This is a genomic window from Aeromonas sp. HMWF015, assembly GCF_963878965.1.
In the GTDB taxonomy this organism is placed as follows: Bacteria; Pseudomonadota; Gammaproteobacteria; order Enterobacterales; family Aeromonadaceae; genus Aeromonas; species Aeromonas veronii.
This window is the reverse complement of record NZ_CAWNZT010000036.1, coordinates 1-13,626: the sequence shown is the minus strand read 5'-3', so window position 1 is coordinate 13,626 and position 13,626 is coordinate 1. Positions and strand designations below refer to the sequence as shown.

The 13,626-nt window shown below is 59.4% G+C and carries 12 protein-coding genes, 2 tRNA genes and 1 pseudogene; 11 read left to right on the top strand and 4 right to left on the bottom strand.

Annotated features, from left to right (window positions below; all coding sequences use genetic code 11):
- A pseudogene (locus tag AACS18_RS01680) lies at window positions 1-2,462 on the bottom strand (ATP-binding protein); the annotation flags it as partial.
- Window positions 2,463-2,711: 249 nt separating this feature from the next.
- Between AACS18_RS01680 and AACS18_RS01675 the strand changes: the two are divergent.
- Together AACS18_RS01675 and AACS18_RS01670 are read left to right on the top strand one after the other, a co-directional pair.
- A tRNA-Gly gene (locus AACS18_RS01675) sits at window positions 2,712-2,787 on the top strand.
- 57 nt (window positions 2,788-2,844) lie between these two features.
- Window positions 2,845-2,918 (top strand) — tRNA-Cys (locus tag AACS18_RS01670).
- A 52-nt stretch (window positions 2,919-2,970) separates the two neighbouring features.
- Here AACS18_RS01670 and AACS18_RS01665 read toward each other — a convergent pair.
- Complete coding sequence (locus tag AACS18_RS01665) at window positions 2,971-3,264, bottom strand: hypothetical protein (protein ID WP_005362135.1); 294 nt, start codon at window positions 3,262-3,264, stop codon at window positions 2,971-2,973.
- Window positions 3,265-3,476: 212 nt separating this feature from the next.
- On the opposite strand from AACS18_RS01665, the gene AACS18_RS01660 reads away from it, so the two are divergent.
- The 9 genes from AACS18_RS01660 to AACS18_RS01620 all read left to right on the top strand — a co-directional run bounded on the left by AACS18_RS01660 (window position 3,477) and on the right by AACS18_RS01620 (window position 10,656).
- Window positions 3,477-3,677, top strand: coding sequence for a YbfA family protein (locus AACS18_RS01660; RefSeq protein ID WP_005334863.1), 201 nt, complete (start codon window positions 3,477-3,479; stop codon window positions 3,675-3,677).
- 435 nt (window positions 3,678-4,112) lie between these two features.
- Entirely contained in the window at window positions 4,113-4,376 is a 264-nt protein-coding gene (locus tag AACS18_RS01655; RefSeq protein ID WP_005334862.1) for a BufA1 family periplasmic bufferin-type metallophore, read from the top strand.
- A 71-nt stretch (window positions 4,377-4,447) separates the two neighbouring features.
- Window positions 4,448-5,296: an MNIO family bufferin maturase gene (bufB, locus tag AACS18_RS01650; protein WP_108613538.1), complete on the top strand. Its 849-nt coding sequence runs from the start codon at window positions 4,448-4,450 to the stop codon at window positions 5,294-5,296.
- Window positions 5,289-6,041 carry an HvfC/BufC N-terminal domain-containing protein gene (locus AACS18_RS01645; RefSeq protein WP_108613537.1) on the top strand — a complete coding sequence of 251 codons (753 nt, stop codon included), beginning with the start codon at window positions 5,289-5,291 and terminating at the stop codon, window positions 6,039-6,041. The genes bufB and AACS18_RS01645 overlap by 8 nt, the downstream gene beginning before the upstream one ends.
- Window positions 6,038-6,481 (top strand): DoxX family protein, encoded by a 444-nt coding sequence (locus AACS18_RS01640; RefSeq protein ID WP_064335749.1) that lies wholly within the window; start codon window positions 6,038-6,040, stop codon window positions 6,479-6,481. Before AACS18_RS01645 ends, AACS18_RS01640 begins: the two co-directional genes overlap by 4 nt.
- A gap of 97 nt (window positions 6,482-6,578) precedes the next feature.
- Window positions 6,579-7,058 (top strand): GNAT family N-acetyltransferase, encoded by a 480-nt coding sequence (locus AACS18_RS01635; protein ID WP_108613536.1) that lies wholly within the window; start codon window positions 6,579-6,581, stop codon window positions 7,056-7,058.
- A gap of 91 nt (window positions 7,059-7,149) precedes the next feature.
- Entirely contained in the window at window positions 7,150-8,460 is a 1,311-nt protein-coding gene (locus AACS18_RS01630; RefSeq protein ID WP_108613535.1) for a methyl-accepting chemotaxis protein, read from the top strand.
- A gap of 180 nt (window positions 8,461-8,640) precedes the next feature.
- Complete coding sequence (locus AACS18_RS01625; protein WP_181363379.1) at window positions 8,641-9,195, top strand: DUF3332 domain-containing protein; 555 nt, start codon at window positions 8,641-8,643, stop codon at window positions 9,193-9,195.
- 87 nt (window positions 9,196-9,282) lie between these two features.
- A complete protein-coding gene (locus AACS18_RS01620) occupies window positions 9,283-10,656 on the top strand; it encodes an HD-GYP domain-containing protein (RefSeq protein ID WP_108613533.1) in 1,374 nt (457 codons plus the stop codon).
- A 77-nt stretch (window positions 10,657-10,733) separates the two neighbouring features.
- Here the strand turns inward: AACS18_RS01620 and AACS18_RS01615 are convergent, their stop codons facing one another.
- Window positions 10,734-11,792 carry an FUSC family protein gene (locus tag AACS18_RS01615; protein WP_108613532.1) on the bottom strand — a complete coding sequence of 353 codons (1,059 nt, stop codon included), beginning with the start codon at window positions 11,790-11,792 and terminating at the stop codon, window positions 10,734-10,736.
- Between the two features lie 62 nt (window positions 11,793-11,854).
- A partial coding sequence (locus AACS18_RS01610; protein ID WP_108613531.1) for a bifunctional molybdopterin-guanine dinucleotide biosynthesis adaptor protein MobB/molybdopterin molybdotransferase MoeA occupies window positions 11,855-13,626 on the bottom strand: 1,772 nt, incomplete at its 5' end.

Below are 13,626 nucleotides of genomic sequence, written 5' to 3'. Positions count from 1 at the left end.
GGTTGGTTAAGGGCGGTGAGCAGCAGCACCGGCAGCATATCTTTCGGGTGCTGCTGGCGCAGGCGGCGGCAGACGTCAAAACCGGAAAGGGTCGGCATCATCACATCGAGCAGGATGAGGTCCACCGGCTCCTCGGCCAGCTTGGCCAGCGCATCGTGGCCGTCGCTGCTGGGCAGGATGCGGTAGCCGCAGGGCTGTAGCAGATGGCGCAGGATGTGCAGGTTGATGGGCTCGTCATCCACCACCAGAATGAGCGGTGCATCCTCGGGGGGAGGAGGCAGATCGTCGCTCTCCCAGTCCGGCAGGATCAGCGGTTGCTGGCGCACCAGCTGATGCTCGATCTGGCGGCTGTCGAGAGTCAGATTGGCCGCTTTGCCGGTGGCAAGGGGCAGGGTAAAGGCGAAGGTAGAGCCGACGCTCGGCTCGCTCTCGACAAACAGCTCGCCCCCCATCAGGTGCACCAGCTGGCGGGTGATGGAGAGGCCAAGGCCGGCCCCCTGCTTGCTTACCTCCGGGCTCATCTGCACCAGCGGTTCGAAGATATGTTCCAGATGGTCGGGGGCGATGCCGATGCCGGTGTCGGTGACCTTGATGCGCAGGAAGTTGTTCTCGACGATGGCACTGAGCACCACCTTGCCCTGCGGCGTGTACTTGATGGCGTTACCCACCAGGTTGTAGAGCACCTGTTCGAGCCGCTGCTCGTCGGCCAGCACCGGCGGCAGTTCGGCCGGGCTGATATCCACCAGAGTGAGGGGTTTGGCCTGCACCAGATGCTGGCAGAGATCCAGCACCAGCCGGATCACCCCTTTTGATGAGACGGGTTGTGAGTGGATCTCCAGCTGGCCGTAGCGCATCTGGTGGTAGTCCAGCAGATCGTCCACCAGACGGGCCAGGCCATCGGCGCTCTTGATGATGAGGCCGAGCTGCTTTTGCTGCCCTTCGGTCAAATCCTGCTGACTGGCGAGCATCGATTCCGCCATCCCCTTGATACCGTGAATGGGGGTGCGCAGCTCGTGGGAGGTGTTGGCCAGCAGTTCATCCTTGAGCTTGTCCGCTTGCTGCAGGCTAAGGTTCTGCTTGTGGGTCAGCTTGACCTGCTGTTGCAGCTCCTGGGTCTGCTGTTCGATCAGTTCGATCTTGTCCTTCACCGAGCGCTGCATATGGCGAAACGCCTCGGCCAGCCGGTCGATATCATCGCCGGTTCGCTCGATGGCGATGGGGTGATCCAGCGCGCCGTCGGCCACCTGCTCGGCTGCTTCGGTCAGGGATCGCAGCGGCGCCGTGATGGAGTGGGAGAGCCAGCGGGAGAAGAGGATCAGCAGCAGCACCGAGCCCGCGCCCAGCACAATCACCAGGGTTTCCAGCTGGCGGATCGGGGCATAGGCTTCCCGGGTGGAGATCTCGGCAATAAACGCCCACTCGGTGTCGAATACCTTCACCTGGGTGTAGGCGGCCAGCACCTCGTCATCCTGATAGGAGTGGAACAGCCCGACCCCCTGCTCGCCGGAGAGCGTCTTGGTGATGAGGGGTGTTTGCAGCGGCCGGAAATTGGGGCTGAAGCTGTTCTCGACGCTGAACTCCGGTGCCAGCCAGGCATCGGCGCGCATCCGCTTGTCCGGGCCGATCAGGATGGTCTCGCCGGTCTCGCCCAGCCCCTCCCGCTCCGCCATGATCTGGTTGAGCTTGTCCGGCAGCAGCTCGAAAATTACCACACCGCGCACATAGTCGTACTGCATCACGGGGGCCGCCATGTAGGCGACCACCTGCCCGGTCAGCTCGTTGCGGCCAAAATCGGTGAACTCGAAGATCTGCTGCGGCTTCTGGCCACCATCGAGGCGGCGTTTGATCTTGGCGAAGGTCTGGCCCAAGCCACTGCCCTGATAAGGTCCGGAGAGCAGATTGGTGGCAAAGTTAGGGTGCTTGGTGACCGAATAGACCACATCACCGTTGAGGTCCACCAGAAAGATGTCGCTGTAGTTGGACTTGCGCACCATGTCGGCATAGCCGCGATGAAAGCGCTGGTGCACCCGGCCATACATCTCGTCGGCGAGGATCAGCGCCGTAATGGAGGGTTCGATCTCTACTTGGCTGTCCGGTTTGCGCAGTTGATCCCAGGAGCCGGGCAGATAGCGGGCCTGGGCACGGCTGCGGGCCTCCTGCGGTGTGGTGCCCAACTTCTCGAAGGCGCCGGTAAAGCCATAGAAACGGCCGATACTGTTGCCGGCAAAATCCTGCTGGGAGAAGTTGATGATCTGCTCTTTGAGGTTGTTGAAGTAATCCTCGAGCTGACTCTTCTTGATATTACGAACGGAGACCAGATGGTTGGAGGTTTGGGTGGTGAGATCCTTGCCGTGGCTGTATAGGAAGAAGAGGGTGATGACCAAAAAGGGCACCATGCCCAACATGAAAAAAGCCAGCATTAACTGCGGCCTGAGCCCACGAAGCGTGAAGATCCATTTCATCTTGTGATTTTCAATTGAGAATCCGGTTATTAAGCCGCTCAAGTCTCGAACGAAAGCGTAATCATTTCAACGACTTTATCCCAAATTCGCTTAGTGGGTCACAGCTGGCTGGAGAAAAATGCAGCAAGGCGTTTAAACCCTGAGCAAACAGTCTGCATCAGGGCTTAAATTGCGAAAAAGGGGTTGTGCTGGCGCTCGTGGTACGTATAATGCGCCTCGTTGTCACGCAACTGGCACGAAAGCAGTAACGCGGGAATAGCTCAGTTGGTAGAGCACGACCTTGCCAAGGTCGGGGTCGCGAGTTCGAGTCTCGTTTCCCGCTCCAATTTTCCATCGCACCAACGATGGAACTCACTTTCAAGACAATCAGTCTTGTCAGCATGGCGCGTTAGCAAAGCGGTTATGCAGCGGATTGCAAATCCGTTTAGTCCGGTTCGACTCCGGAACGTGCCTCCATCTTCTCTCTCTCTTTTCCCTGATTTATCACTCTTCGAGCCGTGAAGCTTGGTCAGTATCCTTGCTGCACCAGTAACTGTTCGCAGCCAGCCTGTTTCCACTCGCGCTCGAGATAGTGGCTCACATCCGCCATGTTTTGCCCCCGATATTGAAACTGCACCTCGGCGCTGTGCTGGTTGAGATCCGCAATCCGTTGCTTCAGTGTGCCGCATTGCCACAGGCTGACGGTGGGCACGCCCCGTTCGGCCAGCACGATGGCATCTTCCCGATTCAGTTGCCACTCCTCCAGTTGTGCCCGTGTCAGGGCAACCATCAGCACCAGCAGTGTCACTTCCGGCAGTTTCATGCGTGTCTCCCTACTGCATGTTTTTCCCCTGATAACTGTGGCAAAGCGCACGATTTTCGCAAGTTTGTTAACTGTTGGTTAATGACGTAACCCGTTTTCAGTATTTCCCGTTTTTCACCATTTTTTTATAAAAAAATGCGTTGATGATGTAGTAATCCTACATGGAGTGGGGTAATCTTTGCTCAGTGGTCTTACCAGTAAGGAGTTACATCATGTTTCATCCCTTTTCCCTGACTCAGATTATTCTTCGTCGCATTTATGTATTGCTGGTGGGCATTCTGGCTTTCCCCGTGATGCTGTTTCGCAGCGATCGTGCCCGCTTCTACAGTTATCTGCACCGGATCTGGAACAAAACCAGCACCAAACCGGTGTGGCTCAAAATGAGCGAGCGTGGCGAGCGGATCTTCTACTAAACCCCATTCGCACCCATGTGCAAAAAGAGACAGCCAAAGCTGTCTCTTTTTTTATCTGCTTGCCGCAACTCCTGGCTCCCAACACCACTCAGATTGTTTATTTATTGTTTCTTTAAAGTTGCATCCAGCCCTGCCTGTTGGCGGGGCTTTTTTATGTCTGACGCATCTCTTTTGATGGAAGCAGTGAAAAAGATTAACGGGATGAAAGCACCATATGGCACTTCACTCGTTCATTAATGGGTGGTCGGCAATATATTTTTAATGAAGAAATTGCTGTTTTAAATCAATGTCTTGTTTGTTTCGATTTGGGTTGTTTAACTCTTTTTGTGTTTTTTTTGAAAGGGAATATCCCGTTTTCCGGTTCTATTGCAGGTACCCGGTTGTGACAAATCGGGGATATCAGCAACATCCAACGACATCAAAAGGAACATGAACATGAATGTTAAAAAAAGCACTGCTATCGCCTCCGCCATGACCGGTCTGCTGGCGCTGGGGGCCCAATTTATTGCGGCACCAGCCATGGCTGCCGATGAAAAGGAGAAGTGCTACGGCGTGGTCAAGGCCAGCAAAAATGACTGTGCGACCAAGAGCAGCTCCTGCGCCGGTACTGCCAAGGAAGATGCTCAGGGTGATGCCTTTGTGGTGATGCCCAAAGGGCTGTGCGAGAAGCTGGTCGGCGGTTCGCTGCAACCCAAGTAAGAGACATCGGGCAGGGGATGGCCAATGGGTCGCCCCTGCATCTTCTCTGATTGGCGAAAGCGAGTCTTGCGATGAACCCTTTGATTGGTATCGGATTACGCACTCCCCATTACGATGAGATCCGGCAAACCCTGCCGGCAGTCGGTTGGCTGGAGGTGCACAGTGAAAATTACTTCGAACGGCACAGTCACGGTTTTCAGGTGCTCGCCGAACTGGCGCAGCACTACCCCGTCAGTCTTCACGGTGTTGGCATGTCCCTCGGTTCTGCCGACCCGCTCGATCCGCACCATCTGCAGCAGTTGTCGACACTGGCCGCGGCGATCAAACCGGTACGGATCTCCGAACATCTCAGCTGGGGCAGCATTGGCGGGCATTATTTCAACGATCTGCTGCCGGTGCCCTATACCCGCGCCTCCCTGCGCAACATGAGCGACAAGATCCAGCAGGTACAACAGACCCTGGGTTGCCGCATGTTGATTGAAAATCCCTCCTCCTATCTGCAACTGCCCGGGGAGATGAGCGAGTGGGAATTTCTGGCCGAGCTGCAGCAGCGCAGCGAATGTGGCATCTTGCTCGACCTCAACAATCTCTATGTCAGTGCCTTCAATCACGGTTTCTCTTGCGATGAGTATCTGGCGGCGATCGATCTCGCCACCGTCGGGGAGATCCATCTGGCCGGTTATACCGAGAAACAGCTGCCGGAAGGCTCCCTCTATATCGATACCCACAGCGCCCCTGTGGTGGCGCCGGTCTGGGAACTCTATCGCCAGATCTGCCGCAAGCAGGCCATTCCCACCCTGATTGAGTGGGACCTCGAGATCCCGCCGCTGCCAGTCTTGCTGGCAGAGGCGGCGCAGGCCGGCGCCATTCTGGATGAGGCGCGTGCCATGAGTGCACCACGGGAGGTGGCCCATGGCTGAACTGGCACAGCTGCAACAGCACTTTGCCGATGGTCTGCTGGGGGCGCCTGACGCTATTGCCCCTCACATCAGCTCCCGGCTCTTTCCTGCCGAATCTGTGCTGCAGGTCTATCGCAACCACTTCATCCTGAGCCTTGGCGAGGTGCTGGCGAGCAGTTATCCCGCCGTCAAGGCCATGATCGGGGATGACTTTTTTGCAGCGGCGGCACGTGGCTTCGTATTGGCCGAGCCGCTCAGGGAAGGGAGCGTCATGCACTATGGCGCCGGATTTGGCCAATGGTTGGCCCGCTTGCCGACTACAACCGGACTGCCCTGGCTGGAGGCGCTGGCGCAGTTCGAATGGCAGCTTGAGCGTGCCAGTCTGCTGCCGCTGGAATCACGCTGCTGGCCAGCCGAGCGTCTGGCCGCATTATCGCCGCAACAATGGGAGCGGCTGCGGCTGTTGCCAGCCACGGATCTGCTGCTGGTTGCCAGCGATTATCCGGTGCTGGCCCTGTGGCAGATGGCGCTGCACTGTGGTGAAGCGGTGGAGGTGCTTGATGCCCCCGTCTGGTTGGCATTGAAGAAACAGCCGGATTGCCGGGTTGCCCCCTTGCCCCTGACGGCGGGTGAGTGGGCGCTGCTACAGGGTTGTCTCGCTGGTACGGCGCTGGTCGATCTGCTGGCGGCCGACCCTGCGGCCAGTGAACATCTCACTCGCCTGATAACTCTTGGTCTGCTGGTGGATATGGAGGTAATGCCATGATGGCAAACAAATGGCTGGCGCTGGCCAGCTCGAGTGGTGATTTGCCGCGCTGGAGCAGCGCTGGTGTGCTGTTGCTGGCGCGGCTTTGGGTCGCCTCGGTTTTTTTCACTTCAGGCTGGCTCAAGCTGACGGCGTGGGATTCCACCCTCTATCTGTTTGAATCCGAGTATCAGGTGCCCCTGCTGCCCTGGTTGTGGGCTGCTTATCTGGGTACGGCGACCGAGCTGCTGTTGCCGCTCTTCCTGTTGGCGGGGCTTTTTACTCGCCCGGCCGCCTTGCTGCTGTTTGGCTTCAATATCATGGCGGTGATCTCCTACCCGACCCTCTGGGCGGGTGGCTTTTACGATCACCAGCTGTGGGGCTGGATGCTGCTGATCCTGATCATCTGGGGCGGCGGTGTGCTGAGCCTGGATCACTGGCTGACACGTCGTAGCCATTGATTTATCAGTGATTTCCCCAATGACAAAGAGCGCCACAAGGCGCTCTTTGTCATAATGACGGCTGGCGAAATTTCCCATGAGAGAAAAGGAGCAGCCAATGATCATTCGTCAGGCAAGGGCCGCAGATATTCCCGTACTGGTGGCGCTGCGCATGGAGCTGTTTTGTGAGGTCGGTGAGCTGGTGACGCCGCAGGCAGACCCAGTCTTGTGGCATGCCACCCTTGACTACTTTACCCGGGCGATGAGTGAAGTGAGTGCTTTATCCTGGCTGGCTGAGGCCGATACGCAAGAGGGCGGCAAACAGATCGTGGCGGCAGGGACGCTGGCATTATTTGAACGGCCGCCCTATCCCGGCAATCTGGCGGGGATGGAGGGGTATCTGCTCAACATGTATACGCGGCCACAATGGCGCCAGCAGGGGATCGCCACGGCGCTGCTCGATGCCATTACAGCTTTCGCCAGATCGCGTCAGCTGGGCAAGGTGTGGCTCCATGCCAGCGAGCAGGGGCGCCCTCTCTATGAGCGGATCGGCTTTGTCGCCAATCCGGCCTATCTGGAGTGGGATCTGGCACCTTAATCGATGGGACCCCGTTATCCCTCTGCTTTCTCGTCTAAAGTTCATGCAGATGTGACGTAGTTGTAAACGGGTAACAGAGGGGCAGGGCAAGATGTTCAACTTCAAAATCAAAGCGGAATTACAAGCGTGTCAAATGCAGTTGGCCCAGGCCCAGGCATTTATTGATGCAGTAAAAGTCGGTGTCGCTACCATCAGTTTCACTCCAAGCGGCGAGATCCTCGAGGCGAACCCGCTGTTTCTGAGTGTGGTGGGCTATAGCGAGCAGGAGGTGATTGGTAAACACCACCGGATCTTTTGTGATGCCCACTACGCCCAGTCATCCTCCTATGCCCAGTTTTGGGAACAGTTGCGTCAGGGGCATTCCCACAGTGGCATCTACCAGCGCATTGACAAACATGGCAGGGAGTTGTGGCTGGAGGCTACCTACTTCCCGGTCAAGGTTGAGGGCAAGGTGGTCAGGGTCGTCAAGATAGCCTCCGATATCACCGAGAGTTATCAGCAGTTGAGTCGTCAGAAAGCGATCATCTCGGCACTCGATCGGGCGCTCGCCATTATCGAGTTCACCCCCAAGGGGGAGATTGTGACGGCCAATCAGAATTTCCTCTCCTGCGTCGGTTACTCCCTTTCGCAGCTCAAGGGGCAGCATCACAGGCTGTTTTGCGATGAGAGCTTCTATCGCGAGCAACCCCACTTCTGGGACGATCTGGCCCACGGCCAGCTCAAGTCGGGGCTGTTCAGTCGTCGTGACAGCCACGGCAACGAGATCTGGCTGGAGGCTACCTACAACCCCATCAAGGATGAGAGCGGCAAGGTGGTCAAGGTGATCAAGGTGATCAAGTTTGCCAGTGAGGTGACAGAGCGGATCAAGCGCGCCCAGGCAGTGAGCGAGGCGGCCAACATAGCCCAGACCATTTCGCAGGAGACCACCCGCTTTGCTGCGACAGGTTCTGAACTGTTGACCGCATCGGTCACTATTTCCAGCGCAATTTCCGAACAGGTGAGTCGCACTTCCGGCCTGATTGGCCAGCTCAATGAGCAGTCGAAAAGCATTGAAGCCATCGTCTCGACCATCAGCAGTATTGCCGAGCAGACCAATCTGCTGGCCCTTAACGCCGCCATTGAGGCAGCCCGGGCCGGCGATCAGGGGCGCGGTTTTGCGGTGGTGGCCGACGAAGTACGTCAGCTGGCTGCGCGCACCTCCCTTTCGACCGGCGAGATCGCCAGCGTGGTTCAGAAAAACCGCGAACTGACGGCCCAGATCACCGGCAACATCAATGAGGTGGCCACCAGTGCCCAGCGTGGCAAGGAGCAGATCGGCGAGGTGAGTGGCGTGATGTCACAGATCGAGCAGGGCGCCATCAATGTGACCGAGACAGTCTCCAATCTGGCCATCGGCTCCTGACGGTTATTGATTGTTGAATGAAGCACCGATCGGATGATAATCCCATCGGTGCTTATTTATTGCGCACTTGATATGCCAATCTGAACCCCTCCTGTATCGTCCCGCCATTGTGAATTGTCCTCTTCTGGCCCCTTGATTAGGCTTGCCGCCTCATTTATTTCAGAGCAGGAACAGAACACGATGGCATTACAACAGAAGGGGCGGGCAATGGCCCTGCTGGTTATGGTCGCGAGCATGGGGCTGGGTGGCTGTATGGGGCAGATGGGGCTTTCCGGCATGGTCACCAAGGGCAACCTGAGCGTGGTGGATAACCGCTACGGTCGTGCCGGGGTCTTTATGCTGCTCTCCCCTGTCTACGGTCTGGCCGCGACCGCTGACCTGTTTGTGTTCAATACCATCGAGTTCTGGTCTGGCAAGAACCCCATCACCGGCAAATCTCCGGCTGTGGTGGACATGAAAGCCAATCCGGTGATCAAGGTGAACCAGCATCTGGATCCAGCCCTCAAGAAGGTGCCGCTGGCCATGCTGCCACAAGGGGTACGCGAGGTGGAGATCAGCTACCCGGACGAGCGTACCGCCCAGATGGAGGTGCACTATCTGGATGGTCGCCGCAGCATGATGCGTGGCGAGAAGCGCGGCGAGCTGATGGATATCTACTTCGATGGCCGCTTTGTCTCTACTCTGAGCCGTGCGGAGCTTGAAGAGCGGGCTAATCAGGGCAAGGCTGCTGCCTAAATTCAACTGAATCCAGATCGATCCAGCTTCAGATGGGGTATACCTAATCTGCTGGCAAAATCGCCATGATGTCTAAGGGAGTAGACTATGACGGTGAATGGATTGCGATTGGCGGAGTTGATTGGTTCCCTCAGTCATGCGCTCGATATGACCGAGGGGCAACCAAGAGGACACTGCATTCGCTGCTGCTGGATAGGTTCCCGTCTGGGGGAGCGGCTGGGACTGGATGCCCGGCTGCGCCATGATCTCTACTACACGCTCCTGCTTAAGGATCTTGGGTGCAGCAGCAATGCTGCCCGCATCTGCGAGCTCTATCTCACCGACGATCTTCACTTCAAACGCGATTTCAAGCTGGTGGATGGCTCCCTCTCCGAGGTAGTCAACTTCGTGCTGGGCCACACCGGCTTGCAGGCGGATCTGCTGGGACGTTTTCGCAGTCTGTTTCATATCTTTCGCAACGGCGACCAGATTGCCAACGAACTGATCCAAACCCGCTGTCATCGGGGGGCGGATATTGCTCGCCAGCTGCGTTTCAGTGACGAGGTGGCCGATGGCATCCTCTCTCTCGATGAACACTGGAATGGCAAAGGTCGGCCCCTGCAACTGGCTGGCGAGGCGATCCCGCTCTTCTCCCGCATTGCCCTGCTCTGTCAGGTGGTGGATGTGTTTCACGCGGCCGCAGGCCCGGAGGCGGCGCTCAAGGAGCTACGCGAGCGCCGCGGCAGCTGGTTTGATCCGGCACTGGTTCGCGAATTTGAAGCGCTGGCCGACGAGGAGTTCTGGCAAGGACTGGCCGATCCCCGACTGACCGAGTGGGTGCTGGTCCACCCGGCCGGGCAGGGGGAGGTGGCGCTGGATGAAGATTATCTGGATGAAATCGCGGCGGCCTTCGGGCAGGTGGTGGACTCCAAAAGTCTCTACACCGCGGGTCACAGCGGCAGGGTAGCGCTCTATACCGACATTCTTGCCACCCAGATGGGCTTGTCCGAGCCGCGTCGACGCTGGCTCAAGCGGGGTGCCCTGCTCCATGACGTGGGCAAGCTCGGGGTGAGCAACGCCATTCTCGACAAACCGGGCAAGCTCGATGTGAAGGAGTGGGCGGCGGTGCAGATGCATGCCGCCTACACCGAGGAGATCCTGAGCCGTATCGGTGCCTTCGAGGAGCTGGCACAAGTGGCGGGTGCCCACCATGAGCGGCTTGATGGCAAGGGCTCCCCCAAGGGGCTGAAAGGGGACGAGATCACCCTTGAGACGCGCATCATCACCACGGCCGACATCTTCGATGCCATCACCGCCAAACGCCCCTACCGCGGCGCCATCCCTGTGCCGCAGGCGCTGGAGATGATGGCGGAGAATCTGGGCACCGCGATAGACCCCGACTGTTTTGCGGCCCTGCAGGCGGGTATTCAGGATTTCTCCCTCTACCTTACCACCGAGCAGCCGCTGGCCAATGCCAGTTAAGATTTGCTGCCTTCATGGCCCAAACGGCCAGTCAGACAGCAAAACGCCCCGCAACTGCGGGGCGTTTTGCATTGGGTCTAGTCGGGCTGCTTGCGATGGGGCGGGGTGAGGATCAGCCCCAGCAGGCGGCGCAGGTGGGTGAGCTGTTCGGTCAGCTGCACGTTGAGCCAGAGGTAGCCATTGATGGCTGCCTCGGTATTGGGGGGGAGCGATACCTGGGTCGCCACCTCGTGCAGGCGGGCGATGGCGGCATCTGCGCCGCGACCATCGCCGGTTTGCATCATCAGGGCAAGCTGGTTGATCGCCTCCTCGGTGGCCATATGGCAGGCTTGCAGCGCAGCCGTGCTCTGCATCAGGAAGTGGCTCTCCCGATCGTTCCAGTAGGTGTTGGCCAGCATCTCCAGAGTGCAGAGGGTGTTGCGCATGGTGACCTGCACCGCATCAAACAGGGCGATGCTGTGGCGTGTCTCCTTGGCCGCAGGGGCCAGCAGGGCCCGCAGTTTGCCGGTCTGTGCCAGCAACTGGGAGAGATTGTGCTTGAGGCGCGGGCGCTCCAGCACATTGGGGGAGAGGTGGGTGTGATAGAGCCGCCCCGACTGCTGCAGGATCTGGTGCAGTTGCAGCCGCCAGTGGCTGTAGGCCCGCTGGGGATAGATGCTGCAAAAGAGCAGCGCCAGCAGGGAGCCCAGTATCACGTCGGCACTGCGCCACAGCGCCGTCTCTATATCCCCCGGCATGGCCCCCATGGTGACCCCCAGCGTGATACCGATCAGCAGCCCCACATAGGGGCGCTTGCCGAGGGCCAGATAGCCGCAGAGGAACATGATGCAGCCGCACCAGATCAGGGTAAGCGGTAGCGAGTAGATCTCGAGATAGAGCGCCACCACCCCGCAACTGGCGCCGAAGATGGTGCCCACCACCCGCTGCAGGGCGCGGGAGAGCACATTGCCCCAAAACGAGATGGGGCCCATCACCACCACCAAGGTTATCAGCGGCCAGGTGCTCTCCGGCAGTTTCAGCTCGCGGGTCAGCAGAAAGGTGAGCATAAAGGCGAGCGCAATACGCAGGCCATGGACGATCCGATAGCGGCCATAGACCAGCAGATCGAGTCGGGAGAGGGGGGCATCAAGACGCACGGTCTGCCTCCTGTCAGGTGGGGGACGGGGCGCCGTGCATCCGGCCGACGCCCCGTCGGGATTTAGGCCAGTCGTCCCTGCAGGGGATGGATCCAGACTCGCTCGCCAACGGCGATCCCGGGTTGGTCCGGTACGATTTCAATCAGACAGTTGGCATCGGCCATGGAGCTGAGAATGCCGGAGCCCTGTGGCCCTGTGGTGCGCACCCGCAGTTGGCCGTTACGGTCCTGATGAAAGATGCCGCGCAGAAACTCGGTGCGCCCCGGGCGGCTCTTCATCTTCTCGTCCGCCAGTGCCGAGAGGCGCAGCGGCTGCCACCGCTTGCCCTGCAAGCGGGCGATGGCGGGCTCGACAAACTGCAGCACGCAGATCATCGCCGCCACCGGATTACCCGGCAGGCCGAAGAAGGGGGTCTGCCCCAGCTTGCCAAAGGCGAGCGGGCGTCCCGGCCGCATCTGGATGCGCCAGAAATCGATCTGGCCGAGCTCTGCCAGCACCAGCTTGATAAAGTCGGCGTTGCCCACCGAGACCCCGCCAGAGCTCAGCACCAGATCGGCACTGGCGGCGGCCTGCTCCAGCTGCTGGCGCAGAATGGTCTTGTCATCGGGAATGATGCCAAGGTCCATCACCTCGCACCCGGCGGCGCGGATAAGGGCCATCAGGGTGAAGCGGTTGCTGTCGAAGATATGGCCGGGGGCGAGCTGCTCGCCCGGGGCCTGCACCTCGTCGCCGGTACTGAACAGCGCCACCTTCAGCGGGGTGCGCACCGTGAGACAGGCCTGACCGAGTGATGCCGCCAGCCCCAGCTGGGGGGCACCCAGCCAGGTCCCGGCCGGGATGGCGACCGCGCCCTTGGCGAGATCTTCACCGGCGAGGCGTACATTCTGTCCCGCCCGGATCGGTGCGGTGACCGTAACCCACTCACCTTCAATCAGCGTCTCTTCACGCATCACCACGGTATCGACACCGGGGGGCAGCGGGGCACCGGTCATGATCTGCACAGCCTGACCGGCCAGCACCGGTTCATGGCGTTGCTGGCCTGCCAGTACTTCCCCCACCAGTTGCCAGCGGCCGGCGGCGAGATCGTCGCTGCGAAGGCCGATGCCATCCATCGCCGAGTTGGCGTGGGGCGGCACATTGATGGGGCTTATCAGATCGGCGGCCAGCACGGCGCCGTGGCATTGGGCCAGCGGTTTGTCGCTGCAGGCCGTGCTCGGGGTGAGGGCCGCCAGAATGGCGTTGCGGGCCGCCTCGACCGAGAGAAAGCCCTTGCCCGCCTCCGGCTCCTTGCTCTGGCAGCCGTCAAGCCAGCGGCAGACGAAGTCGGCGATAGCCGCCAAATCGTTGATATCGAGTCGGGGCAGGCTTGTCTGCTGTTGTTCGCCACTCTGTTGGGGCTGATCGCTGGCCAGCGCAATGATGTCGCTGTCTTCGGGGAAGAGCAGCGGCTTGCCAATCTCGGCGCGGTGCAGCTCGATTTTCGGGAAGTGCTCGTGCTTGAACCCCTCGACCAAGAGCAGATCGAGCTCTGTCTGATCGAAGCTGGCCAGCAGCTGGCGAAAATCAGCTTCGGCCAGTTCCGTCTCGCCGTGCGTTGTTTCAGTAATGCGAGCATGACGACGACGGGAGGCGACCATCATCTGCTGGGCACCCGCCTTGCGCAGGCGATAGCTGTCTTTGCCCGGCTGGTCGATATCAAAGTCGTGGTGGGCATGTTTGAGCACCCCGATGCGCAGGCCGCGATCCACCAGCAGGGGGATTAACTGCTCCAGCAAGGTGGTCTTGCCGGTGCCGCTCCAGGCGGCGAAGCCGAGCAGGGGAAGAGTGGGGGCCG

Bases quoted from the DNA above. Each gene is read 5' to 3' on its own strand.
- AACS18_RS01625 (WP_181363379.1), top strand. From the start codon at position 8,641: ATGGCATTACAACAGAAGGGGCGGGCAATGGCCCTGCTGGTTATGGTC.
- AACS18_RS01640 (WP_064335749.1), top strand. From the start codon at position 6,038: ATGATGGCAAACAAATGGCTGGCGCTGGCCAGCTCGAGTGGTGATTTG.
- AACS18_RS01665 (WP_005362135.1), bottom strand. From the start codon at position 3,264: ATGAAACTGCCGGAAGTGACACTGCTGGTGCTGATGGTTGCCCTGACA.
- AACS18_RS01635 (WP_108613536.1), top strand. From the start codon at position 6,579: ATGATCATTCGTCAGGCAAGGGCCGCAGATATTCCCGTACTGGTGGCG.
- bufB (WP_108613538.1), top strand. From the start codon at position 4,448: ATGAACCCTTTGATTGGTATCGGATTACGCACTCCCCATTACGATGAG.
- AACS18_RS01645 (WP_108613537.1), top strand. From the start codon at position 5,289: ATGGCTGAACTGGCACAGCTGCAACAGCACTTTGCCGATGGTCTGCTG.
- AACS18_RS01660 (WP_005334863.1), top strand. From the start codon at position 3,477: ATGTTTCATCCCTTTTCCCTGACTCAGATTATTCTTCGTCGCATTTAT.
- AACS18_RS01630 (WP_108613535.1), top strand. From the start codon at position 7,150: ATGTTCAACTTCAAAATCAAAGCGGAATTACAAGCGTGTCAAATGCAG.
- AACS18_RS01655 (WP_005334862.1), top strand. From the start codon at position 4,113: ATGAATGTTAAAAAAAGCACTGCTATCGCCTCCGCCATGACCGGTCTG.
- AACS18_RS01620 (WP_108613533.1), top strand. From the start codon at position 9,283: ATGACGGTGAATGGATTGCGATTGGCGGAGTTGATTGGTTCCCTCAGT.